At 64.0% G+C, this 24,017-nt stretch carries 27 protein-coding genes; 17 read left to right on the top strand and 10 right to left on the bottom strand.

Annotated elements, in window-relative coordinates; translation table 11 throughout:
• Positions 1–173: 173 nt before the first annotated feature.
• Complete coding sequence (locus BSG09_RS06400) at positions 174–1,241, bottom strand: DNA methyltransferase (RefSeq protein WP_092931326.1); 1,068 nt, start codon at positions 1,239–1,241, stop codon at positions 174–176.
• Positions 1,242–1,358: 117 nt separating this feature from the next.
• On the opposite strand from BSG09_RS06400, the gene BSG09_RS06405 reads away from it, so the two are divergent.
• Positions 1,359–2,348, top strand: a complete 990-nt coding sequence (locus BSG09_RS06405) for a calcium/sodium antiporter (protein ID WP_092931327.1) — start codon at positions 1,359–1,361, stop codon at positions 2,346–2,348.
• A gap of 92 nt (positions 2,349–2,440) precedes the next feature.
• Positions 2,441–3,451, top strand: a complete 1,011-nt coding sequence (locus BSG09_RS06410) for a glutathione S-transferase family protein (RefSeq protein ID WP_092931329.1) — start codon at positions 2,441–2,443, stop codon at positions 3,449–3,451.
• A gap of 67 nt (positions 3,452–3,518) precedes the next feature.
• On the opposite strand, the gene BSG09_RS06415 is transcribed toward BSG09_RS06410, so the two are convergent.
• Positions 3,519–3,806 carry a DUF7535 family protein gene (locus tag BSG09_RS06415; RefSeq protein WP_092931331.1) on the bottom strand — a complete coding sequence of 96 codons (288 nt, stop codon included), beginning with the start codon at positions 3,804–3,806 and terminating at the stop codon, positions 3,519–3,521.
• Between the two features lie 88 nt (positions 3,807–3,894).
• Entirely contained in the window at positions 3,895–4,701 is an 807-nt protein-coding gene (locus tag BSG09_RS06420; RefSeq protein WP_092931333.1) for an NAD-dependent epimerase/dehydratase family protein, read from the bottom strand.
• Positions 4,702–4,862: 161 nt separating this feature from the next.
• Here BSG09_RS06420 and BSG09_RS06425 point away from each other — a divergent pair, with 161 nt between their 5' ends.
• On the top strand, positions 4,863–5,237 hold the full coding sequence (locus tag BSG09_RS06425; RefSeq protein WP_092931335.1) for a 2Fe-2S iron-sulfur cluster-binding protein: 375 nt from the start codon (positions 4,863–4,865) through the stop codon (positions 5,235–5,237).
• A 72-nt stretch (positions 5,238–5,309) separates the two neighbouring features.
• Positions 5,310–5,744, top strand: a complete 435-nt coding sequence (locus BSG09_RS06430) for a thiol-disulfide oxidoreductase DCC family protein (RefSeq protein ID WP_092931337.1) — start codon at positions 5,310–5,312, stop codon at positions 5,742–5,744.
• Positions 5,745–5,835: 91 nt separating this feature from the next.
• Here BSG09_RS06430 and BSG09_RS06435 read toward each other — a convergent pair whose 3' ends face one another.
• Entirely contained in the window at positions 5,836–6,057 is a 222-nt protein-coding gene (locus tag BSG09_RS06435) for a hypothetical protein (protein WP_092931339.1), read from the bottom strand.
• A gap of 82 nt (positions 6,058–6,139) precedes the next feature.
• Complete coding sequence (locus BSG09_RS06440; RefSeq protein WP_092931341.1) at positions 6,140–7,417, bottom strand: DUF7405 family protein; 1,278 nt, start codon at positions 7,415–7,417, stop codon at positions 6,140–6,142.
• Between the two features lie 387 nt (positions 7,418–7,804).
• Here BSG09_RS06440 and dps point away from each other — a divergent pair, with 387 nt between their 5' ends.
• From dps to BSG09_RS06455, 3 genes are all read left to right on the top strand, one after another.
• Positions 7,805–8,464: a DNA protection during starvation protein gene (gene dps / locus BSG09_RS06445; protein ID WP_092931731.1), complete on the top strand. Its 660-nt coding sequence runs from the start codon at positions 7,805–7,807 to the stop codon at positions 8,462–8,464.
• Between the two features lie 83 nt (positions 8,465–8,547).
• Positions 8,548–8,994, top strand: coding sequence for an SRPBCC domain-containing protein (locus BSG09_RS06450; protein ID WP_092931343.1), 447 nt, complete (start codon positions 8,548–8,550; stop codon positions 8,992–8,994).
• A 128-nt stretch (positions 8,995–9,122) separates the two neighbouring features.
• Positions 9,123–9,743 (top strand): DUF6735 family protein, encoded by a 621-nt coding sequence (locus tag BSG09_RS06455; protein ID WP_092931345.1) that lies wholly within the window; start codon positions 9,123–9,125, stop codon positions 9,741–9,743.
• 43 nt (positions 9,744–9,786) lie between these two features.
• Here the strand turns inward: BSG09_RS06455 and BSG09_RS06460 are convergent, their stop codons facing one another.
• A complete protein-coding gene (locus BSG09_RS06460) occupies positions 9,787–11,562 on the bottom strand; it encodes a MutS-related protein (RefSeq protein WP_092931347.1) in 1,776 nt (591 codons plus the stop codon).
• 302 nt (positions 11,563–11,864) lie between these two features.
• Here BSG09_RS06460 and purF point away from each other — a divergent pair, with 302 nt between their 5' ends.
• The 3 genes from purF to BSG09_RS06475 all read left to right on the top strand — a co-directional run bounded on the left by purF (position 11,865) and on the right by BSG09_RS06475 (position 14,763).
• The gene (gene purF, locus BSG09_RS06465) at positions 11,865–13,337 is read left to right on the top strand and encodes an amidophosphoribosyltransferase (protein ID WP_092931348.1); all 1,473 of its coding nucleotides are present in this window, start codon (positions 11,865–11,867) and stop codon (positions 13,335–13,337) included.
• Between the two features lie 356 nt (positions 13,338–13,693).
• On the top strand, positions 13,694–14,080 hold the full coding sequence (locus BSG09_RS06470) for a tautomerase family protein (protein WP_092931733.1): 387 nt from the start codon (positions 13,694–13,696) through the stop codon (positions 14,078–14,080).
• Positions 14,081–14,520: 440 nt separating this feature from the next.
• Positions 14,521–14,763 carry a universal stress protein gene (locus tag BSG09_RS06475; RefSeq protein ID WP_343124069.1) on the top strand — a complete coding sequence of 81 codons (243 nt, stop codon included), beginning with the start codon at positions 14,521–14,523 and terminating at the stop codon, positions 14,761–14,763.
• A 33-nt stretch (positions 14,764–14,796) separates the two neighbouring features.
• Here the strand turns inward: BSG09_RS06475 and BSG09_RS06480 are convergent, their stop codons facing one another.
• Complete coding sequence (locus BSG09_RS06480; protein ID WP_092931350.1) at positions 14,797–16,023, bottom strand: ArsA family ATPase; 1,227 nt, start codon at positions 16,021–16,023, stop codon at positions 14,797–14,799.
• 62 nt (positions 16,024–16,085) lie between these two features.
• Positions 16,086–17,186, bottom strand: a complete 1,101-nt coding sequence (locus tag BSG09_RS06485) for a pyridoxal phosphate-dependent aminotransferase (RefSeq protein ID WP_092931352.1) — start codon at positions 17,184–17,186, stop codon at positions 16,086–16,088.
• 131 nt (positions 17,187–17,317) lie between these two features.
• On the opposite strand from BSG09_RS06485, the gene BSG09_RS06490 reads away from it, so the two are divergent.
• A complete protein-coding gene (locus BSG09_RS06490) occupies positions 17,318–17,830 on the top strand; it encodes a CinA family protein (RefSeq protein ID WP_092931354.1) in 513 nt (170 codons plus the stop codon).
• 74 nt (positions 17,831–17,904) lie between these two features.
• Entirely contained in the window at positions 17,905–18,390 is a 486-nt protein-coding gene (locus BSG09_RS06495; RefSeq protein ID WP_092931356.1) for a metal-dependent hydrolase, read from the top strand.
• A 126-nt stretch (positions 18,391–18,516) separates the two neighbouring features.
• Here BSG09_RS06495 and BSG09_RS06500 read toward each other — a convergent pair whose 3' ends face one another.
• Positions 18,517–19,488 (bottom strand): DMT family transporter, encoded by a 972-nt coding sequence (locus tag BSG09_RS06500; RefSeq protein WP_092931358.1) that lies wholly within the window; start codon positions 19,486–19,488, stop codon positions 18,517–18,519.
• 138 nt (positions 19,489–19,626) lie between these two features.
• Here BSG09_RS06500 and BSG09_RS06505 point away from each other — a divergent pair, with 138 nt between their 5' ends.
• From BSG09_RS06505 to BSG09_RS06515, 3 genes are all read left to right on the top strand, one after another.
• A complete protein-coding gene (locus BSG09_RS06505; RefSeq protein WP_092931360.1) occupies positions 19,627–19,914 on the top strand; it encodes a DUF5789 family protein in 288 nt (95 codons plus the stop codon).
• Between the two features lie 3 nt (positions 19,915–19,917).
• Entirely contained in the window at positions 19,918–20,613 is a 696-nt protein-coding gene (locus tag BSG09_RS06510; protein WP_092931362.1) for a CPBP family glutamic-type intramembrane protease, read from the top strand.
• Positions 20,614–20,758: 145 nt separating this feature from the next.
• The gene (locus tag BSG09_RS06515) at positions 20,759–21,847 is read left to right on the top strand and encodes an AI-2E family transporter (protein WP_092931365.1); all 1,089 of its coding nucleotides are present in this window, start codon (positions 20,759–20,761) and stop codon (positions 21,845–21,847) included.
• 30 nt (positions 21,848–21,877) lie between these two features.
• On the opposite strand, the gene nreA is transcribed toward BSG09_RS06515, so the two are convergent.
• A complete protein-coding gene (gene nreA / locus BSG09_RS06520; RefSeq protein ID WP_092931367.1) occupies positions 21,878–23,179 on the bottom strand; it encodes a DNA repair protein NreA in 1,302 nt (433 codons plus the stop codon).
• A 272-nt stretch (positions 23,180–23,451) separates the two neighbouring features.
• Here nreA and BSG09_RS06525 point away from each other — a divergent pair, with 272 nt between their 5' ends.
• Both BSG09_RS06525 and BSG09_RS06530 read left to right on the top strand, forming a co-directional pair.
• A complete protein-coding gene (locus BSG09_RS06525; RefSeq protein WP_092931369.1) occupies positions 23,452–23,631 on the top strand; it encodes an HVO_2753 family zinc finger protein in 180 nt (59 codons plus the stop codon).
• A 5-nt stretch (positions 23,632–23,636) separates the two neighbouring features.
• Complete coding sequence (locus BSG09_RS06530; protein ID WP_092931371.1) at positions 23,637–23,903, top strand: elongation factor 1-beta; 267 nt, start codon at positions 23,637–23,639, stop codon at positions 23,901–23,903.
• Positions 23,904–24,017 lie beyond the last annotated feature (114 nt).

The raw sequence follows: 24,017 nt of genomic DNA on the forward strand, positions 1-24,017 counted from the left end.
TCGAGCCGCGGTATCCCTGACGTGCCTCTGACACTCGAACCAAACGGTTATGGGGGTAAGAGAAACGGGAGCAGGCGCGCAGGCGAGGGATGGGGGGAGTGTGGTGGGGAGGCCGCCAGCGCGCCTATTGGTTTCGTCACCCGGAGGGATAATAAAACCGCGTCAGACGGGGGTCAGACGGACGACGGAGCGCCGTTTTCGGGACGGAAGACGAGCACGTTCTGGTGGACCATCGAGGGGACGAACGAGAACGGATAGCCGTAGACGTGGAGGTCTTTGCTCGGGTCGTACCAGATCAGATTCGCCGCAAGCGACAGCGGCGCGGTCGACTCGATCGCCTGTGCGAGCTCCGCCGAGAGGAACTCGTAGGACTGCTCGCGGTACATGTCGCCGATGAAGACAACGACATGGCCGTCCGGGGCGACGGCGTCGGAAAAGCGGTCGAACTTCTCGGCCATGTCCGCGAGCCAGTCGGCTTTCGTCTCCCAGGTTACGTCCGCCTCGGAGGCAGCGTCGCCGTTCTCGTCGTCTCCCTCGTCAGACCGATCGAACGAACCCAGCTTGCTTTCGCGGGTCCGGCGCTCGTTGCGCGTCTGCTCGAGTTCGTCCATGTGCCAGTAGGGCACGTCGGTCAACAGGAGATCGATCGCGTCGTCGTCGACGTCGTCGATCAGATCGGCACAGTCGCCGTGGCGCATGTCCTGTGTGGCGAGTGGCGGGTCGCCACGCGCACGCCGCTCGTCGTTTTCGCGCTCGAGGACCTCGTGATAGATCTCGATCCATCGATCGGTGCGCTCGAAGCCGATCGCATTCCGGCGGCCGGTGCCCTCGTGTTCACAGAGACTTGCACCCAGCAAGGTGCCGCCGACGCCGGCGAAGGGGTCGAGGACAGTGTCGCCGGCCTTGCTGAACCGGCCGATCAACTCGGCACAGAGCCGCGGGGGTTTCTGCCCGCCGTGTTCGCTGCGCAGGTCGTGTTGGAGGTCGGGTGGGTAGCCTTCGGCGATCACCGACTTCGTGGCGTACTTCCATTCCTTGCCGGTCAGATCGTTCACGCGATTGCGCTCGTCGTAGATCCCCCGACCCTCGATATAGCGCTGGTGGTCGGCCAACTCGTCGGTGTCGATCACCTTGCCATCTTCGACCGGCAGTGATTCCTCGCGTGCGCGGTCGGCGTCGAACCCGCCGTCCTCGTCCGTGAACAGCCGACTCTGGCGGTGTCGCTCCCCGTCGTCTGCCATACCCTCGAGTGCTCACGGGGACCGCTTAAACGCTTGTGCCTCGCGCCGATCGCGACGGTCGGCGACTCACCGTGCCCGACGTTTTTCACCGTGTCCTGAGAAGAGCAACCAAGACCGATGAGTGTCGTCGTCGACGTTGGGATGCTCGTCGTCGGCGTCGTCACTCTCTGGGGCGGCGCACGCCTGCTCGTGACTGGGGCCTCGAGACTCGCCGGTGCGGCCGGCGTCTCCGCGCTCGTCGTCGGCCTCACGGTCGTCGCCTTCGGCACCTCCGCGCCGGAGATCGCCGTTTCGGTCGAGGCCGCGTTCGCGGGCCGGGGCGACGTCTCGGTCGGCAACGTCGTCGGCTCGAACCTCTTCAATCTCGGCGTGATCCTCGGTCTCATCGGCGTCCTTTCGCCGTTTCGGGTCACTGAGACGCTGGTCCGTCGGGACGCACTCGCGATGGCTGCCGCGACAGCGGTCGCCGCCGTCGCCCTCCTGAACGGAGCCGTCTCGAGACTCGAGGGAGCCATCTTGCTCGCGTTGCTCGGCGGCTACCTCGGTGCGCTCGGCGTTGCGATTCGGACGGCGAGCCAAGCGGACAGCGGTCAACTCGACGCAGTCGACGACGGAGCGACGGTTCCGCCGCTCGACGCTGATGAAGAGACGCCACGCGAAATCCGGTCGGGTCTCGAGGGTGGTCGCGTACTCGTGGGTCTGCTCTTGGTGATCGGCGGCGGGCGCGTGTTGATCGACGCGGCAGTCGGATTGGCCCTGGCCGTGGGCATCTCCGAGTGGGCGGTCGGCGCGACGATCGTCGCGACTGGGACCTCACTGCCGGAACTCGTCACCTCCGTCGTCGCCGTCCGCCGCGGCGACGTCAGCATTGCAGCGGGCAACGTCGTCGGCTCGAACGTCTTCAACGCCCTCGGCGTTCTGGGGATCGTTGCTGTCGTCCGACCGACGGCGGTCGATCCCGCCGTTTTCCTCGGCATCGCGTGGCTCTGTGTGCTGACTGCGTTCGCGACGGTCGTGCTCGCGACCGGGCGTCGGCTAACCCGTCTCGAGGGTGTTGCCCTCGTCGCACTCGGAGCGGGGTACTGGGTTGTGAGCATGGCACTCTGAGGTCTCGATCGACGGACGGCAGTAACAAGCGGCGAACCCGGTGACGTGGGTGTTAGCGAGGGTACTTGCCGCTCGCGACCCGAGACGAGTCTATGAATATGCTCGTCGACGGTGAGTGGCACACCGACGCCTTCGAGGTCACCACCGAGGACGGTGCGTTCCAGCGCCAGGAGACGCCGTTTCGAGACGAAATCCGAGCCGATCCCGACGCCCGGTTTCAGCCCGAGGCGGATCGGTACCACCTCTACGTCTCGTATGCCTGTCCCTGGGCCCACCGGACGCTTTTGATGCGGTCGCTGTTGGGGCTCGAGGATGCGATTTCGGTCTCGGTCGTCGACCCGTATCGTGGCGAGGGCGGCTGGCAGTTCACGCCCGAGAAGGACGGCTGTACCCGCGATCACGTTCACGACGCGGAGTATCTCCGAGAACTCTACATCCGCGCAGACCCGGACGCGACTTGCCGTGTGACGGTGCCAGTCCTCTGGGACACGAAGGAAGATACCATCGTCAACAACGAGTCCGAAGAGATCATGCGGCTGTTCGATACCGAGTTCGACGAGTATGCGCAACGAGACGTCGACCTGTATCCCGAGGGTTATCGGGACGAAGTCGATCGGGTCATCGACGAAATATACGAGCCGATCAACAACGGCGTCTATCGGGCCGGCTTCGCCACGAAACAGGACCCCTACGACGAGGCGATCGACGACCTCTTCGCGGCGCTCGATCACTGGGACGAGGTGCTCGCAGATCAGCGCTATCTTGCGGGCGATCGGCTGACCGAAGCCGACATTGCGATGTTCACCACCCTCGTTCGCTTCGACAACGTCTATCACACGCACTTCATGTGTAACGTCCAGCCAATCCGAGAGTACGACAACCTCTGGCCGTACCTGCGCGATCTGTACCAGACGCCCGGCGTCGCCGAGACGGTGCACATGGCCCACATCAAAGAACACTACTACACGACCCACCCCGACGTGAATCCCCACCGGATCGTCGCCCGCGGTCCCGACCTCGAGTTTTCGGCCCCACATGACCGTGACGCGCTTCCCGGCGGGCCGCCGTCTGGCCTGCGCACAGCGGCCAGTGCGGACGACTAGTAGCGGTGGGTGTGAAGCGAAAACGATGTGACGACGATGTTACGATCCGCCGTTGGATCGACTCGATTTAGGCGTCTTCGGCCGCGTCCTCGTCGGTTTCATCCTCCTCGCCCTCGGCATCGTCATCGGCCTCGAGCAGATCGGTGCTGGCACGGTCTGCTTCACGCCGCCACGTCTCGAAACTATGCTCGAGTTCCTCGTCCGAGACGAACACCTTCCAGAGAACCCACACGACAGCCAGCACGGGGAGAAGTGGAAGAAGGACGATTACGAGTACGCCGGCCATGATGTAGCCGAACAGGGACATCTGTGTGTTCGGCCCATAGCCGGTCGACTCGGACACCTTGACTGACATGTGTGTGCCTACGAACGTGTCGGTATTCCGTGTTACGATTCCGTGGATCCGTTTCGGAACGAATACACGTCGACGTGACTGCCCAGCATTAGCTCGTCTCGAGCCCGTTTCGCCCGTCCGGCGCGTCGCGCAGAACCGCTTCGGCGTCGTCGGTGGGTCGGTATGCGAGCGCCTGCATCGTCTCGGCGAGCGAAAGGAAGCGTTTGGAGTTATTGGAGATCCCGTGCGCGATCAGCGGTGACGTCTCGAGTGTCCCCGTCGCGGCCGCGTTGAGCAGCCGTCGGCAGTCGCCGGGGCTGAGCCACATCGCGCGGGCGTAGCGCTCGCCGGCTCCGTCTCGCTCGCGACACTCCTGACGGAGTTCGTCGCGGGTGAGTAGCCAGCCGATCCGGAGATTGACGACCTCGAGTCCGTGGCGGTTCGCGTAGTACGATCCCATCGCCTCGCCGAAGACTTTCGTGACGCCGTAGTAGGTGTCCGGATCGACCGGATCGTCTGGCCGGACGATCTCGGGCGTGCCGACCGTCGACTCCGGACGGCTCGGCGAGACGGTGGTTCCCATGTTGACCGCGTGGTTCGAACTCGCAAAGACCACCCGCTCGAGGTCGTTTTCGATTGCAGCCTCGAAGGCGTTGGAGAGCCCGTCGATGTTCGGCCCGCGAAGCTCGTCCCACGTGGCCCGCGGCGAGGAGATGGCCGCGAGATGAATCACCACGTCTTGTCCCTCGAGCGCGTCGACGAACTGTTCGCGGTCGGTGATCTCGAGGAGTGTCGTCTCGAGGGCTGCGGTCTCGCTGTGAGAGAACAGGGTCAAGTCGTGCTCGTCGGCCGGGAACGCATCGACGATCGCCCGCCCAACGTTCCCCGCCGCGCCGGTGATGGCGATGTTCGCCATGGCGAACTGACACCGACGCGGCGGAAAGAGGCTGCCCCAGCGCGTTCCGGCCGATTCGTCTCCGATCGAGCGACGCGAAACTCAGTCGGTCACTGCGACAAGGCGATTGCTTGCAGGCTGCCGACCAGAGGCCTTTTTTCTGGCCGGTCGTACTTGTATTCGTGACTGCCCCCACGACGTGGGACGTCGAACTTCGTGTGCCGGCAGACGCCGAGCTGGACGCTGCCGGCGAATCCCGAACGATCGAGGTCCGTGAGGACGAATCGATTCTCGAGGCGGCCCGGTCGGCGGGCATCTGGCTTTCTGCGGACTGCCAGCAGGGCTGGTGTATCACCTGCGGGGCGACACTCATCTCCGGCGAGGTCGACCACAGTCGGGCCAAGCGGTACTATCCCGAAGACGAGGCGGCGGGCTTTGTCCTTACCTGTGTCGCACGCCCTCGCTCCGATTGCGTCATCAAAGTCGAACAGTACGGCGAGTTGCTCCAGCACCGCGCCGACAACGACAGGCCGCCAGGACGGTCGAAGCTCGGATAGTGGCACAGCCACACGCACCGCCCAAGCGTGTGTCCACTGAACGTTTTCACCCCGCACGATGTACGGGCCACTATGTCGTCGCAGTTTACCGGTATCCTGCTCTACGACGGTGATTGCCCGTTCTGTTCGGCCGCCTCGACCGCGATGCGCCAGCTCGAGGGTGTCGGCGTCGTCTCCTGGGACGAGCCGGCCGCACAGGCCTTTCTCGAGGCCCAGTTCGGCGACGTTCCCTTTGCGCTGTTTTTCGTCGATAGCGAAGCCGAGACGGTCTGGGCGGGCCGAGCCGCCGCGACCGAACTCTGCGAGCGAGCCGGCATGCCGGTCCTCGTTCAGGACATCGTCGACGAGAACTACGAGCGCGTTGCCGACGCGATCCAGTCCGTCATGGGAACCGACCGCGAGATCGATCCCTACCACGACGCCTACCCGCTGGCCGATGACGCCGCGGCGCTGTTCGACGACGTGGCGGCAAACGCCAGTCGGACGCATGTGCCTGACTCGGCGTAAATCGCTCGAGCAGCCACACTCGAGGGTGGAATCAATATCCAGCGTGGCCGAGCGAGGAGTCGGTTGGTGACAAAGCGATGGTAGCGAGTGACTACTCGTAGAGTGTGCCGAGAAGATAGATCACGACGATCCCACCGATCAAGGCTAACGCCACTTCAGGATAGAAGCGGAGGTCTTCCGGGCCGAAGTAGCTGTCGAGAATTATGTCTACCCATCCGATCATCGCGATCGGGAGCAACACTCCCAGAAGCAGTTGAACGATTGTGACTACATCGGCGACGTACTCCGGAATCTCCAGCCCATCCGAGAACATATCAACGCATACGATAGTGTCTGTCTTAACTATTATCGGCGGCTCTAGTTTGGATTCCGACCTTACACAGCGGGGTCACTCGTTATGCCGGGTTCGGCGCAGGCAGAGACCGCAGCTCTCGCGGTGGCACGAGGTAGTTGGCCCGGTTGTGGACGCTTAGATACTGGAGAATGCCGTTGTTTGTTCGTGCGCCGACCGAGCCTTCGGTGAGATCGGTCCCAGTCATCGCCTCGCGGGTCTTCACGAAGTCGGCGATCGACCGCTGCAAGGAGAGAAAGTGCGTGGCTGCCCGGTCGTCGTCGGTCGAGTCGAAGTCCCGCCGAAGGATGATCGGTTCGCCGTCCTCGCGGGCGCGAGCGGTCTTCTGGGCGTGGCCGACCGTACCCTCGTTCCGAGCGTCGTCAGCCGCACTCTCAGCGACCTCAGTGACGCGGTTCGAGTCGCCAAGATTGTGCCCGGCCCCCTCGACGAGGTCGTCGGCGGCATGGTCTGGCGAGAACATCTTGGCGACACGTTGGTCACGACTGTCCTGGTCGTACCACTGGTGGAGGTGCAACTGGAGCCTCGAGAGATGGATCGTCGTGCCGCCGGCGAACGGCCCGTCCTGAATCGTCACGCGGTCTTCGCTCGCCTGCGTCTTCCGAAAGCCCGATTTGAACCCCATGAACATCGGTGCGTCCTCCGGAACCGGATTGCCGTCGGGAATCCCATAGACATCGGATTGATTGTCGGCTGGCAGTCCGCGACCGATAAACCCCGTCCGGCGGTCGGCGATATCGAAGACGCCGTCGAAGGTCCCCTCGACGTCGATGCCGTTGAGTTGCTCGAGGTCACCTTTCATGGCTTCTTCGACACTGAGCGTGACGTGGCCGTAGTCGCTGGCCAGATGGAGCAACGCATCGTACGCATCGAGCGTGGGATCCTCGAACGGTGTCAGCGCCGTCGGCGCTGGCAGCTCGACACCGGTGGGGGTTGCGTCGAACCGGTCGAAGTACGCTGGGCTATAGGCGATGGTAAACGCCAGTCCCTCGTTGCCGCGTTTGTACGCCGTCTCGATGGTTCGGAACGCGGCCTCGAGTTGCTCGCGCTCGTCGGCCGCGTCGGCAGGGCCGTCACCGACGTACTCGAGGCCCAGTAGGAGGTGGTGTTCGGGCGGCACCACGTTGCCGTGGTCGTCGGTCGCGAGAAACTCGTTCCAGGCGTGTTGCCGATCAGGGAGTTCGTCGAGTGCGAGAGTCGCCTGTGGCACGTCTTCGGTCGCTTCGCGCTGGAGGCAGGCGGAAAGCGCGCTTGCACCGCCGATGGCGACGGCGCTGCGAACGAACGCGCGACGCGAGATCCCACGATCCGGTCGGTCCATAGACGACTCTGTGTGCCCGTCAGGCAAGGAAATTACGGTCCCGCTGATCCCGTGAGATGGCCGATTCGACGCTCGACACGAAACTCATCCGTCTCGATACCGGCTCGTCACGACGCTTGACGACTCTGTGCACGCGACAGCCGTCTCGGACGGACTGACGGCTGAGACGGCTTCCTGTCACTGGTTCCCGGTGTACCCGCAGGACGGTCGCGTTCCCATCGGCACTGACTGCCAACAGACCGTATGAATGTCTGCTCAGACCGTCGTCTGACTGACTAGATGCGCTCGATTCGCTGTCAGATATTTGTGATTGTAACGAGAAAACGAATACGGTCTCGAGACTGTACGCGAACCTCTAAGTGCTGCGTTATGGTGTCAATGGATGCGATGTCTGATGACAAACCACATTCCGCAGGTAGCGTTAGTCACGGCGACACAAGTGAGCGCGTCGGGATGGAAGTCATCCGCGAACGTGGACTCGAGCCGGAAGACCTCCGTGAGAAACTGATCGATGCGATCGGTGCCGAGTTCACCACCTACTACTACTATACGAACCTGCGGATGCATCTGGCGGGGCACGAAGATTACAAGGAGATCACCGAAGACGCCCGCCTCGAAGATCGGGCTCACTTCGAACTCGTCGCACCGCGAGTGTACGAACTCGGCGGGGCGCTCCCCAACGACATCCGGGACTTCGCCGACCGTGCATCCTGTCCGGACGCCGAGGTACCGACGCCGATGGACGACGAGGGTGGCTTCAACACCGGCAGCCTCGATGCCGAAGGGATTCTCGAGGTCCTGCTCGAGGCCGAACGCTGTGCGATCCGGACGTGGTCGGAGGTCTGTGACATGACCCGCGACGTCGACCCGCGGACCTACGACATGGCCTCGCGCATCCTCCAAGAGGAGATCGAACACGAGGCGTGGTTCGTCGAACTGCTCTCGATGGAACGCGACGGCGAGATCAACCCGGCTGGCCACTTCGTCCGGGGCGAGCCCGGCGACGCGCCGCTCTCGACCAACCGACGGTTCAACGACAGCGCCTAAGCTGTCAGTTTACCACACTCGAGCGGTCGCGCCACCGTGGCAGCGACCGGTACAGCCTTTCCTGTGTATGTGCTACGGGCTCTATGAACGAGGTCGAGGTGTTCGTCGAAATCGACGCGCCGCCCGCGGTCGTCTGGGATGCCCTGCTCGCCTTCGACACTTATCCCGAGTGGAACCCGCTCACCCGTCGGGTCGAGGGGGTCGTGATCGATGGGACGGTTCAACGAGGGCGGGACGACCTCGCTGACTCTCGTGGACTCCTCGACGGCCAGGTGCTCGCCACCGTCGAACCATACAAACGGCTCGCCTGGCTCGATCGGTTCGTCCTCCCGTTTGCACTCGATCGCTACCACGAGTTTCACCTCCAGCCGATCGACGATGGGCAGCGGACGCGGTTGCTCCAGCGGGAGACGGTTCGCGGCGCACTCGCCTCGCTGGTGTTCGACGAGACCAAGGTCGAACGGGCGTTCGTCGCAATGAACAAGGCAGTCGCGGACCGCGCCGAGCGACGGGCGAGCGCGACGCCGTAACCGCCAGTCGACTGCACACATCCGCAGGTTCAAGTACGGACGGGCAGCCAAGCCCGACGTGATCCGCCAGACAGCACACACTACGAGTCGCGAGGACCGGCTGCCGTCACTGTCAGCCCGGGTGAACGATGGGTCATAGGGCGCTGGTCGCCTATCGGCGACTGGACCACCTCTACGACGTGCGATACAGTCACTGGGGCGGCGACGACCTGTCGCTAACAGATGAGATCAGCGCCACCGCTCCCCTTGCTGCCGGTGCGGTCGAGCCCTCGCTCGTCGCGGACTCGATCACCCGCGACCGAATCCTGACGGACCATCTCGATCCCTGCGCCTACGAGGCGCTGTATCTCGTCGATCCGGCGGCTGACTACGCGGTCGATGCCTACCGGGTCTGCTGGCTCGAGTGGTGCGACGGTCGCGACGGTGGCCGCGGCGCGATCGTCGCGGTCGACCCCGATGACGACCGCGCACTCAGAGACTGGTTTCGCGCGACCAAAACCGCGCTCGCCGACGTCATCGAGATGGGCGGCCTCTCCCGGCGGGCCGCACAGGCCTACCTCGAGGCGCGCGTCTGCGAGGCGTACGACAGCACCGTCTACAGGCGGAGCAGGCCGAGTGCCTCGGGGCTTGACCCCGAGGCGGTTCACACGTACGGCGGAGTGATCGATGGCGATCGCAGGGACGGATACGAACCCACGCCGGATCGGTGGCCCGCGGATGACGACTACCGCGGGGATCGACAGAACTAGGGTGACGGGGGAGACGGCGAGTGACGGAGCGGCCCGTCCCCTGTCACTCCTCGGCGCTCCACTGGGCGTCCGCGAGCGTCCGCTGGACGACCTCATCCCCGACAGCAGCCGCCAGCGTCTCGAAGCCGGCCCGCTCGCGCCGGTCGCCTGCGTTGGCGACCAGCCGCGAGACGATGAACTCCGGCGTCGACCGGCCCACCGTGTCGAAACGCGGCTGGTAATCGACGCGCAACTCGAGGTCGGGATCCAATCCCTCCGCGAAGATGCCGTCGACCCGTGCTTCGGGCGGTAGCGGCTCTAAGTCGTCCGCGAGGTGGGTGACGAACACGCCCAGTGCGTCGCGGTCGACAGTCAGTGTCACCAGCCCGTGTAACAGGTCGGCCGCGCTGCCCGGTTCGGTGATCGCCTCGAATTCGTCGACCAACATGAGCGTGCGGCCACCCGACGACAGCGGCGGGACGATCGAACGCAACGTGGACTCGAGGACGCCGGCGTTGAAACTTGCGTGACGGCGGTGAAAGACCAGCGAGTCCACGGGCGTCACTTCGGCCCGATCGGCAGGGACTGGCAGTCCCATCGTCGCCAGGAGGACGACCTGACACAGCGTCTCGAGCAGCGTCGTCTTCCCGCCGCTGTTGGCCCCGGTCAGGACGGCGACGCGTTGCTCGCCGGGGACTGTGTTCACGTCGTCTGGCACGCTCACCACGTCGTGCTCGCCGAGCGCGTAAGTGACGAGTTGAACCGACTCCTCGTCACGTGCCGCAAGCGTGAGATTACGCGCGCTGACGACGGAGACGGCCGCCTGCTCGTCCTCGACGAACGTCGGCCGGGTACAGTCGTACGCGAGCGCAAAGCGGGCCAGCGAGAGCTGCAACGCGATCTCGTCGACCGCTTCGACTGCTCGATCGACGGCTTCGCGGGCGTCTGCGAGCGTGTCCTGTAACTCGCCCGCGACGGTTTCCTCGCGTTTGTCGACCGCCGCGGTGAGGTCGTTCCGAAGGGTGCGCAACGTCCCGCCGACGAAGTCAGTCGCGTCCGTCGCGTCGGTCGGCATTGCGTCTCGAACCCGGTCGATCGTCACGTCCGTCTCGCTCAGAAGGTGATCCTCGAAGGCCTGGCGAAAGCCTTCGACATCGCGAACGCCCTCCGAACGCAGGTCTTCGATCAGTTCGGCTGCGTTGGCGTCCATATCCTCGACGACACCCAGCGCGTCACGGAGTTGGTCGAGTTCCTCGTCAGCACCGTCGCGGACGCGGTCGCCGTCCAATGCTGCCAGCGCGTCAGCGGCCGCCTCGAGACTCGTGCGCTCGAGGTCCGCAACCGCGGCGAACGGTCCGGAATCGACGCCGGCCTCGAGTAGTGCGAGCGCGGCCTCGACGGCAGCGCGTTCGCTGCCCTCGCGCTCGTCGTAGCGCTCGTAGGCCGCGAGGACTGTCTCGCGGTTAGCGTCGTCGAGGGCGGCCCAGGCGTCCCGGGCGGCGAGGACGTCGTCAAGCCGCGCTTCCATCGCGGCTCGGCTCTCGAGTGGCGTCAGCACCCGAATGCGATCTGCCGCGCGCTGTGTGACGGCGTGGTCGACCGCGAGATCCAACAACTCCTTATAGGCCGATCGCGCGTCGCTGGTCGCCAACACGTCCATGCCAGCACTATCGGTCGCCCGACGGAGGATTCGCGTCGCCCGCCCGCGAGCCAACCCAGCGTCGGCGAGCGTCCGGACGTCCCCACTCTCGATCGCCTGGATCGCCCGCTCGCGACCCAACGCGTCCACCAGCGTTTCTCGCGTCTTCGGACCGACTCCCCAGTACTCCTCGAGTCGCATACACGTTGACTCGCGGCAACCATCTTGAACACTGTGTCTCGAGCCCCACGAGAGTCGAAGACGGGACGGCGTCGTCGATCGCGACACTCGTCTACCGGGAGACTCGTAATCGAGTATTACAGCAGGAACGGGCCATGATGAGGCCCTGCCATCGTGTGATCTCTCCCCCAGTATACACGAACGTGGATATAATACGAGACTGGTACCGACTATAGAAGCACAAACACGGGGGTTTTTATCGGCTCGATGCCCTACAGACTCCCATGACTGATGGGCGGGGCGAGACTCCCCGGCGAACAGGAATGACCGAGAAGTGCGGCGTCGTCGGCGTCTCACTTGACGGTCGGGACGCGGCACGACCGTTGTACTATGCGCTCTATGCGCTCCAGCATCGGGGCCAAGAGTCAGCAGGGATCGTCACACACGACGGCTTTCAGCAGCACAGCCACGTCGAAATGGGGCTCGTCGGCGACGCCTTCGACGAGGGGGGCCTCGAGACGCTCAACGGGGCGGCCGGGATCGGCCACGTCCGGTATCCGACGGCCGGCTCCGTCGACTCCTCCTGTGCACAACCATTCTCCGTCTCGTTCAAGAGCGGCTCGCTTGGCCTCTCGCATAACGGTAACCTCGTCAACGCCGATGAGATCCGCGAGGAACTCGCGGCGGCGGGCCACGCCTTCACCAGCGACGGCGATACCGAGGTCATCGCTCACGACCTCGCGCGCAACCTCTTGGAGGAGGATCTGGTCCGCGCCGTCAAGCGAACGATGGGCCGGATCCACGGCTCGTACTCGCTGACGATCAGCCACGACGACACGGTGCTTGGCGTCCGCGACCCGCAGGGGAACCGGCCGCTGTGTATCGGCGAACTCGAGGACGGTTATATCCTCGCCTCGGAATCGGCGGCGATCGACACGCTCGACGGCGAACTCGTCCGCGACGTGCGGCCGGGCGAACTGGTCGTCCTGCAGGACGACGGGCAAGGCTTCGACACCTACCAACTCGTCGAGCAGGAACACACCGCCCACTGTTTCTTCGAACACGTCTACTTCGCGCGCCCGGACAGCGTCATCGACGACACCCTCGTCTACGAGGCCCGGCGCGAACTCGGGCGCAAGCTCTGGGAGGAAAGCGGCGTCGAGACCGACGTCGTAATGCCCGTCCCCGACTCGGGACGTGCCTTTGCCTCGGGCTATGCCGACGCTGCAAGCGAGACGACTGCCGACGGCGAGCCACGTGACGTCGAGGACGAGGGCGTCGAGTTCGCCGAAGGGCTGATGAAAAACCGCTACGTCGGCCGGACGTTCATCATGCCGACCCAAGACGAACGCGAACGCGCCGTCCGGCTGAAACTCAATCCGATCAAGTCCACGATCGAGGGGAAGACGGTCACCGTCATCGACGACTCGATCGTCCGCGGAACGACCTCAACCCAGCTCGTCCAGCTCTTGAAGGACTGTGGCGCTGAGGAGGTCCACGTCCGAATCGGTGCGCCGGCGATCGTCGCCCCCTGTTACATGGGCATTGACATGGCGACCCGCGAGGAACTGATCGCCTCGGACAAATCGACCGCCGACATCCGCGACGAGATCAGCGCCGACAGCCTCGCGTACCTCTCGACCGACGCCGTCGCAGAGGTGCTCGGCAAAGACCGCATTGACCTCTGTCTTGGCTGTGTCACCGGCGAGTACCCCTACGACATCGAGGGCGAGGAAACCGACCGCGACGTGAGCCGCCCCGATATCGGCGGCCAGCAGTTGCCTGCGGACGACTAACAACGTTTTACTCTGCGGTTTGCCGCGCTGGTGGCGTCGCCACACAGCGCGACGTCCCTCAGTAAACGGTTGATCAAAAGCACCGAAAGACGATCCTGCTCGCTATCGCTCGCAGGCTACAACTTCCAAGCCTTCGTTCGCTTCGTCTTCGCGCGGCAACACCGCTCGAACAGCCTGCGAGACCCCCGGTCTCGCACTGCTCACGAAGACACTCCTCCTCCATTCGCTCGTTTCACTCGCTCGCGGCTATGCCGTTCGCCCTGCCGCGGCGCTTCGCGCCGCGCACCCGCTCGCTCGTCGATGAAGAGACCGACGGGCCGCGGAACGCACAAGAGACTGACCAGCCAACTCGAGATATGCCACTCTTACAGTTCGAGACGACGCTGTCGCTGTCGGACGAAGAAAAGACCGCGTTTGCTGACCACGTAACGGACCTGTATACGACCGAGATGGCGACGACAGCGGGTCACGTCGCCGTGTCGATCCGCGACCGCGAGACAGCGGACCTCCACCTTGGACGCGCCGTCGACGGGCCATTGCTCTTTCTCGACGCCGAGATCCGACGCGGCCGCTCGTTCGATCGAAAGCGAGCCTTCGCCCTCGCAACCATGGAATACGTCGGCGAGACGTTCAATGTCCCCGACGAGAACATGAAGGTCGTCTTCACCGAACACCCCGGCGAGACGATGATGGGTGTCGACCGCGTCGGTGGCGAGTGGGGCGAGAACGGCGACAAAGAGTAGACAGCACCGGATCTGTTGAAATCCGCTTTTCAGGCGCTTGTTTCATCGAAATGGCCATCACACTGCTCATGCTTATTAAACACTGGACGGTCTGTTAGGACTGATAGATATTCGGAATAGCGTGCTGAATATCAGGCTCGAAGGAACTGCGAATAAGCTCTTTGTAACGTCATCGTGTGGTTTGCTGTATGGGTTCGCAGGCACTCAAAAAATCAGCTATTTCGGGGGTTATTTCTCTCGCAATCACATTAGTTATAACCTATATTGCATCACTAATCTGGCCGACACCGTCAGAACTGTTTATTGCTGTCGGATTAGCTTCATTCTTTTCAGCATTTGGTAGCGCGTACGGCGCACACATAGAATATCGTGATTGAACGTTGAGGGGATAGCTCACGTTGTGAATGCCATACTATCCTGTACTTTAAGAGATCCACAGCATCGAGTGTGCTGCCGGCAGTTCGCTCAAGCCGGCCGGTATCGCGTGGACGGTTCGCGCGGCGACAGGCGATCCCGCGGAGACGATCCGCGCTGCGGCCGACGAATATGACAGCGACGCCATCGTCATCGGCGTTCGCGACCGGTCGCCAGTCGGCAAGGCGCTGTTCGGAAGCGTCACCCAGTCGGTGATCCGCGAGAGCGATCGACCGGTGACTGTCGTCTCAGCAGCCGGAGAAGCGTAGGGCCGCTCGGAACGAAAGCGATCGCAACGACGATCAGCGGAGGCAGGCGGCGACGACCGCGAGCATGTCCTCGCCACGGACTTCGTCGGCGAACAGCGGCACACGCCGGACGTCGGTGCCGCGGAAGAGATCTTGTGCTTCGGCGAGTGCGGACTGCTGGACATCCCAGCGACGTTGACAGAACTCGCAGTCGTCGAGATTCGGCTGGAGGAACTCACCCTCGACGTCGTCGGTGACGTTGGATAGTGGCTCCATCACGCGGTTGACGACGACGGTGCCGACGGGAATCTCGAACTCCTGAAGCTGCTGGCGGAGCCGTTTGGACTCGAAGACGCTCATCTCCTCGGGAATCATGACGATTCGGAAGTCCGTCCGCGCGGGATCTTGCAGGGCGGCCCGCAGTCGCTCGATACGTTCGCGCAACACTTCCAGATCCTCGAGGTCGTTTTCGGCTTCCGGCTGCTGTTGTCCGCCGAACATCCCCTTGACGCCCTCTAACATGCCGCCGATGCGCTGGCGGAACTTCATCAGCCGGCCCATCATCGTATCCATGATCTCGGGTAACTGCAGCAAGCGGAGGGTGTGGCCGGTCGGAGCCGTGTCGACGACGACGCGCTCGAAGCGCTCGTCGTCCATATACTCGAGTAAGAGCTGCATCGCGGCGGCCTCGTCAGCGCCGGGCATCGCGCCGCCGAAGAGGGCGTCCATCGGCGATTCGCCGCCGAGCATGTCGCCGAGCCCGCCCAGCGGGCCGCCGTCGGCTCCCTCACCACCGGGGAAGGGCGAGGCTCCGCCTGCACCCTCGTCGCCGGGGAACGGCGACTCCTCGTCAGTTTCTGTCCCCGCACTGCCGAAGGGAGTCTCGCCACGCTCCATTGCAGCCTCGGGATCGATCTCGGCCGCATAGAGCGGGATGTCGTCCCGAATGCGGCCAGGTTCGGCTGGAATGTCGGTATCGAACGTGTCAGAAAGCGAGTGTGCGGGGTCGGTCGAAACCACCAGTGTCGGCGTCCCGGCGCGGGCACTGTCGAGGGCGGTCGCGGCTGCCATCGTTGTCTTCCCAACACCGCCTTTCCCGCCGTAGAGGACGTAGTCGGGGCCGTCGATCGGCTCGTCGGACGGCTCGACGTCGATGGTGTCGCGCTCCTCGTCGGCGTCGACGGAGTCCGTCGGCGTGACCTCGATGGTGTTTCCGCCATCGTCACTGTCCATCGTCGTTTCCTCGTCTTCTTCGACCGGTTCGACGTCGATACCGCTCATACCCGTCTTTCCCAGTCCCGACACGAGTATTCGTCGGTCTCGAGCGTCCTGCCGCGTCGCTCTCAGTCGAAATATGCTGCCAGTCGCTCGGCTGCTTCCTCGACGCGCGGCGTCACAAGCGCGAATCGCAGCCACTCGCTGCGCGAATCGCCGAAGGCCTCGCCGGGCATTCCGGCGACGCCGGCCTCGTCGATCAGCCGCTCGACGTTTGCGAGCGTGCCCGGATAGCCCTCGAAGCGTGCCATCACGTAGAACGAGCCGCTTGGCGTGGTATATTCTGCCCCGGCCGCCTCGAGTGCGTCAGTAAACGTTGCGACCCGCTCGCGGAGCCGCTCCCGGTTGCGCTCGTAGTAGTCGGGTCCCGTCTCACGAAGCGCCTGTAGAACTGCGTACTGGCCGGGGCGGGTGGTCGCGACGTTGACCAGCATGTGGCGGCTCCTGGCGTCTGCGACGAGTTCCGGCGGGAAGATCGCATAGCCCACCCGGACGCCGGTGATCGCCATCGACTTCGAGAACGCGTTAGTGACGATCCGGTGAGCCGAGTCGGTCTCGAGCGCGCTTGCGAACGTCCCCGAAAGGTCGTAGTGGTCGTACACCTCGTCGCTGATCAGGATCGCGTCGTACTCCTCGGCGACGGCGACGAGTTCGCGCATCGTTTCGGCGCGATAGACCGCGCCCGTCGGGTTATTCGGCGTGTTCACGACGATCGCGGCCGTCTCGTCGCTCGCGGCCGCGCGGACGGCTGCGGGATCCAGTTGTCCCTCGTCGTCAGTCGCGACGAATCGCTGGGTTCCGCCGAGCATCGTCGTCTTCCCCGGATAGTACGGATAGACGGGATCGGTCAGCAGGATCTCGTCTCCCTGGTCACGTTCGAGCGCTCGCGCCATCGCGAGATAGTTCGCCTCGCCCGCGCCGTTGGTGACGACGACCTGTTCGGCGTCGACGCCACGGCGCGCGGCGATCTCCACGCGCAACTCGCGTAGTCCCGCGCTGGGTGCGTACTGGAACCGGTCTGGCTCGAGGTCGGCATACTCGCGGAGCCCCTCCCGAAGGGCTTCGGGTGGCTCCCAGTCGGGGTTTCCGCTGACCATATCGATGACGTCGCGGTCCGCCGCGTCCGCATACTCCATCACGTGGAAGAAAAGCGGCGTCTCGTAGTCCATATCGGATACTCGGCAGTCACTCCCCGTGTTCTTTCCGTTTCGGGGTCGCACGGTGTGTCGTCGGTATCACGAGCGAGGCGACCGTGGTCGCGACCCGCGCTTTCACAACCGTGCCGCCCGTCGACTCGCGCATGAACGACGAGATCGACCGCGAACTGCCGATGGCAGTCGGCGACGCGCTTCGCGACCGCGAGGAGACGCTGGCAGTCGCCGAGTCCTGTACCGGCGGGTTGATCGGTGCTGCGATCACCGCTGTCCCGGGTGCCAGCGACTACTTCGATGCCGGGCTGACGACCTACGCTTACGACGCCAAGCGCCGCCATCTCGGCGTGAGCCGCGAAGCACTGGACGAACACGGTGCCGTCTCCGAGCCAATCGCCCGTGAGATGGCACAGGGAGTCCGCGACGTTGCGGATGTGACGTGGGGAATCGCAACGACTGGAATCGCCGGTCCGAGCGGTGGGACCGACGACAACCCGGTCGGCACCGTCTACATCGGCATCTCCTACGCAGCCCCGTGGGGCAGCGAAGCGTCGTATACGACCGTCTCCCGGTACGTCTTCGACGGCGACCGCGCCGCCGTTCGCGCGAAGACCGTCGATCAGGCACTCGTGGATCTGCTTGCCGAACTCGAGACAGCATAACGCCCAAACCGGTTCGCGTTGGCGACTCTCTCGAGAGAAAACTATTCCCCACGTGACTCCCCAGATAGCGGTAGATGAACAAGAAGGGTCACGTGCTAAACGCCGTGCTGTTGAGCATCGGGCTTGGGTATCTGTTCGTGCCGGTGGGGGACGTAGAGACGTTCAAGACGATCATCATGATCGGCGTCCCGATTACGCTGGGGGCACTCTTTCCGGACGTCGACACTGCATTTGGCAAACACCGAAAAACGCTGCACAATCTGCCGGTCTTGCTTGGATTCGTCGCCTTTCCGTACGTCTTCGGTAACCTCGAGTACGTCTGGATCGGTGTGTTGACTCACTACGTGCTCGACGTGGCGGGGAGCAAGCGTGGGATCGCGCTGTTTTACCCAATCTCAACGCAAGAGTACGGGCTCCCGACTGGTGTCACAGTCAGCAGCAAGCGCGCGGACTTCGTGACCGCGGTCGTCACCGTCGGCGAGCTGGCGCTGGCAGCCATGGTCGTGTTCGAGCTCCCACAGTTGGTATTTGAACTTGGACGACAGCTCGTCGGGCTGTAACTCGCTTGCAGAGCCGATTTCGTCTCTCTCAGTTTTCGTGACTCGAAGGCGGGCCTTCGATCGGACGGTCAACTCGAGTGAAAGACCTGAGACGAGCCTCGGTTAGAAAACGCGTCCAGTAGTCGACTACTGCCGGTTCGGCGTCCACTCCTCGCAGGCGTCCATGTCGTCCATGGCCGTCTCGTGGCGAGCACAGTAGGGTACCATCCCATCGGAGGACCGGACGTATTCGAAGTCCGCACAGTTCCCACAGTAGCGGTCTGTGGGTTCGGCCGGCTGGTCGGGTGTCGACTCGACGATTTCGGCGTCACGGCCGTCACCGGCATCCAGCGGCGACGAAATATCGGAGACGGCGGAGCCACCGTCGCTGGTGGCTGTGCCGGCGTTGGGGCGGCGTTGAGAAGTGGGAGTGCTAGCCGACTGCTGTGACGTCGTCGCACTCGAGCGCTCGTCGTACGACAGCGTCGAGTCGGACGTGTTGTCTGCGTTGGTCTGTGTCTCGACGTCTCCGTCGGGCGTGCCGCCGAAGAATCCGATCCCGCCGAGGCCACTCGGGGTGTCGTCGTTGTCATCGGCCTCGATGACCGTCTTGTTGTGGCGGGTGACGTTCATCTGGAGGGTGCCGCCAGGATCGTTACGCTGTTTGAACGTCGCGACGGCGCTGAACAGACTCCACACGGACGTCAACAGACCGAGCAGGTAGACGACCGACACCTCGAGCGTGAGCTGCTGTCCGTAGCCGCGCCAGTGTGTGGGGTAGGCATACCAGAAGAGTGCGATGCCGAGTAGACAGAGGCTCGCGCTGATCGCGGCAGCGGCCTGGACGCGACGGCTGGCCGGCAAGACGACGAAGACGCCGACGAGCGCCACCGGGATGCTCAGTCCGGCGAGCGCGCCGCCGACACGGACGGTCGCGAACTGGGCGGCGATATCGCCAGAGAGTTCGACTGCATACCCGCCGAAGAGGTCGGTCGTCGCCACGAGCACAGCTACGACGGCCAGGATCGCACCGAGTATCACGAGCGCCGTGCCAGCGTACAGCCGGCGGCCCGTCACCCCCGGTGCGGTCCCGTCGTAGACCTCCGTCAGGCTTGTCATACGCGGCCGTTCGGTGCCCCGCCACAAAACGATACGTCAGACACACCTCGGTTGCCGGAGAGGTTCCGGCGGTTCTGGACCGCCCGCACGACCCATGGAAGCGAAAGTTTGAATCACCGCGCTCGCAAACCGACGCCCATGAGTGACGATGACGAGGACGCGGAGCCGGCTGTCTCGCTTGGGACGCACACGCCCGTCGAGGGTTCGCCGCTTGCTCGCGTGAGTTCGCGACTGACCTGGCCCAAAGAGAAAAGCGAAGTCGACCGACTCGAGGGCGAGACCGTGATCCGGACCCCTGACGGCCCTCGCGAACTGTCCGACGTGCTTGCAGACGTCGACGAGACGTACTTCCAGCGCCATCAGGAGTTCGAGGCGCACGTCCGTGATGTGATCGGGACTGGCCCGATTCCGACTGCTGACGAGTAACCTGTGTCGTCCGAGCCGGATCGACACGGCGTCCGCTGGTTCCGGGACCGGCTCCGACTGTCCTGGGTCCAGAAGACACTCGTCGTCGGTGCCGTGCTCTCGCTGCTGTGGATGTCCCTGGTCCCCAGTGAGTTGAACCGCCGGCTCGTCGTCGACGGCGTGCTCCTGATCGGCGGGCCACTCGCGCTCGGCCTGACACACGGGAACCGTATCGGCTGGCACGTCGACCGCGTCGCGGTACGAAACACCGTCCTGCTTGCGCTGTTTGTCCTCCCATTTTATGTCGTCGGCTCGACACTACCAACGATCCGCGCGTACTATCCGATCTGGACGACGTCGACCGTGCCCGCGGCGTTCGGCCTCCACGCGCTAAAGCTGCTTCTGCTCGCGCTTGCTGCTGAAACCTATTACCGCGGGCTCCTCTGTGTCGGCGTCAAGAAGATCGGCATCGCCGCAGTGTTCATCAGCCCCGTCGTCTACATGCTCCACCATACGTCGAAGCCACCGATCGAGTTCCTGCTGTCGGGCCCGACCGACGTCCTGTTCGGTGCCGTCGACTACGCGTCCGACTCCATTCTCCCGTCAGTCGTCGCCCACGGCGGCGGCCTCGTCTTGCTCGACTGGCTCGTGCTACACGAGCCGGTGTTCGATCCGCTGCTCGTGATGCAATTACTCGAGTGGCTGCCGGTCCCACTGTAGCTGTTAGTGATCGACCGTCCGCGGCCCCGCTCGCGTTCCGGGACTGACAGCCAGCCAGCGACCGCCGCGTGCATCGGTCATCGCGTCGCTGATGGGAACAGTATGGATTGCTAACATTTATGCGCCCTTCGCGAGTGACAGACGTATGGACGCTCGATCCGCGGTGTTTGCCCTCCTGATCTGCGTCCTCGGCGTGCTTGCCACACTGATCGTTCTGCCGCTCGTCGAGTACGTGTTGGCTGCCTGTCTGCTCGCGGTCGTTCTCCGGCCGGCCTACGAGCGACTGGTGCCACGCATCGGCGCACGAACCGCCGGCGTCGCACTCACTGCCCTCGCCGTCGCTGGCGTCGTCATCCCACTGGTGGTCATTTCGCTGGTCATCCTCGAGACCGTCACGTCGGCGCTCGAGTCCGGCGCTGCCGCCCAGATCGTCACCGCCGGGCGGACGTTCGCACAAACGACACTTGGATTGGACACAGCGTCGATCGCCCTCATCGAATCGATTCTCTCGAGCGAACTCGCGGAGACGATCGGAGCGGCGGCTGATCTCTCCGTCTCTCAGACCGTCGGTCTCGTGGCCACCGTCGCCGACGTCGTCGCCGGAACGCTCGTGTTCGTCTTTGTCCTCTACTCCCTGCTCGTCGACGGCCCTGCGGCCCTCGACTGGGTCCGGCGGGTCGTCCCGCTCGAGCGCCGACTCGTCGACGAACTGTTCACTGAGGTTCACGTCGTTGTCCGGGCAACCCTCCGCAGTCATTTGCTGGTCGCAGTGTTGCAGGGGATACTCGGAGCGCTGGGGCTGGTCGTCCTCGGCGTCCCGTATGCGGCTGTGTTGGCGGTCGCGCTGTCACTCGTGTCGGTGCTCCCGACGGTTGGGATCTGGCTCGTCTGGGGCCCAGTGACCGTCGCCCACGCGTTCTCGAGCAGTCTCCTCGGGAGTGTGATCCTGCTGGGGTATGGGGTCGCCGTCCTCGCCGTCGTCGACATCTATCTCCGGGCGTTTTTGGTCGACCAGCAGTCCGGGCTGCATCCGGCAATCGCACTGATGGGTGTCGTCGGCGGTGGTGTGCTCTTCGGGATCGTCGGCCTGTTCGTCGGCCCGGTCGTGCTCGCAGCGTTCAAAGCCAGCGTGACCGTCGTCGATCGGAGCCACCGTGCATCACCGTCGGCTTCCGATTCCGGCTCCGACACCGATCCCGATCGAGAGCAGCCGCTCGCGGAGACCGATCAGTAGCTCGGACGGTGGACGACCCGCCCGTCCGAATCACTCCAGGTTCGAGAACGCGTTTAGATTCGACTGCAACCCGGCCGCAAGTTCGGATTTGCGCTGCAGGCGCGCGTAGGAGACCGGGAGTTGCGTCGCGACCTCCGCGACCCCCTTGTGGAACGTCTCCGCTTCACCGTATTCCCCATCGAAGGCGTTGCGAACGCTCTCGCGGACCTGCCAGACGCCGACGGGGGCCCAGTAGTCGTCTGACACCTCGCGCAAGACGAGACACTTCGCCTGTCGGCCGATCGACTCGAGATACTCGAGGACGCCAAGCCGGGCGGCATAGTAGGCACCCGCGGTCTCCTCGACGTAGCTCGAACGACCCTCGTAGCCTTCGCTGGCGCTCTGGAGCCAGACGTCGTCGTTCGGGTTCGGATTCCAGATACTGCCCGGCGCTTTCATTTCGACGAGTTCGAACTCCCAGCTGCCGGGTGCGAGGACGACCCAGTAGCGGTTGCCCATGTACTCGTTGGCCCAGACCTGCACCTCGTCGATGCTGGGTGCGTTCCGGATGCGCCCGCGCAGGTACTTCCCGACGGTGTCGTCGACGGCCGTGATCGACCACCGCGTCGGCACGAGTCGGCGCTGCTTGGTCTGGCCGAGTGCGCCCGCCGAGAGGATCGAGTTGATGTCGTAGACGTCGAAGCCACGTCTATAGAGATAGGTCATCGCACCCTCGGCTTGCCAGTCGTCGTCCTCGAGGGTCTTCTTGACCGGGCGGGGCACGTATGGATTTTCTCGCAACTCGGCGTTGCGAGCGGTGGCACGCGGCCCACGCGGCGTCGCCACGTCCGTGCCGGCATCGAGGCCGAGGTCGGGCGTATCGTCTAACCCGATCTCTAAGTCGACCGGCCGGTCCGCGATGGCGATCTCACGCTGGACGCCGACGAAGCCGTCCCACGTATCATGGACGGAGGGTGTCAGCCGGCTCGCAATGGACGGCGAGTCGACGTTCGCGCGCTTGCTCGAGTTCAACAAGCCAGTTCGGCGCTGGAGTACGTCGTTGATCGCGTATCCCTGCTGGTACCAGTCGCCGTCGGTGACGTATTCCGTGGCGGCACCTTCGTCGCCGACTGGCGAGAGGAGCCCGACGGGGATGTCTGGGTAGTTCGACCGTCCGACGAAGATCGAGGGTGCGGTCGAGCCGACGAGCGTCTCGCCGCTTGTGGCGTCGTCGAACCGGCGTTCGAAGTCCTCGAGATGGTCCGTGATCGCGTAGGACTTCTCCTTGGCGAGGCGGCGGCGCTCTGCCTCCTCGTCGGGCTCTAACTCCTCGATGTAGTCGTCGAGGCGCATTCACTCGCCGTAGGACGGGCACGACTTTGAATGTTGATACTGCCGGACTGTACGTCGATACCCGAGTAAGATGTCAGAGGCAGAGATCCGGTCGGGCGTCGAGCAACCGGATCTCACATCGATGTTTCGACTGGGGTATAAAGTAACCGCCACCGTCTTTTCTCCCTCTGAAAATCCGACCGCCACTCACTGTTTCCGAGCGCCTCCGTCTGGATCGCTCGAGCAGCCATCGAAAGACAACGGTTAAAAACGGCGGGCGGGAAGGGAAGAGTATGAGTACGACCGACGACCGAGAGGCACGTGCCTGTGTCTCTTGCGGGCTCAACATCGCGGGCACGAACGCTGCTGCGTTCAAGTGTCCAGACTGCGGCCAGCAGATTTACCGCTGTGCCAAATGTCGCAAGCAGAGCAACCTCTATGAGTGTCCCGACTGCGGTTTCACCGGCCCGTAACTACCATGGGAAAAGTCGCTGCCAAAATCAAGGTCATGCCGGACAGCCCCGAAATCGACCTCGACGCGCTCCAGGAGCGCCTCGAGAGTACCCTCCCCGAGGGTGCGAAGATCAACGGCGTCGAACGTGAGGAAGTCGCGTTCGGCCTCGTTGCCCTCTACCCGACCGTGATCGTCCCCGACAGCGCGGGCGGCACGGAGACCGTCGAAGAGAACTTCACCGAGGTCGACGGCGTCGAAAGCGTCGGCGTCGAGAACGTCGGCCGTATCTAAACGGCGACCGCCGTTCGTTTTTAGCCGTTTCGCCGCTGGCCACTCGCGGCCAGCGGCAGACAATATCACTCCGCCAGTAGCGGTCGCTGTCGCTACTGGATGGACCGTCGTCAG

The sequence above is a fragment of the Natrinema hispanicum genome (assembly GCF_900111485.1).
Taxonomy (GTDB): domain Archaea; phylum Halobacteriota; class Halobacteria; order Halobacteriales; family Natrialbaceae; genus Natrinema; species Natrinema hispanicum_A.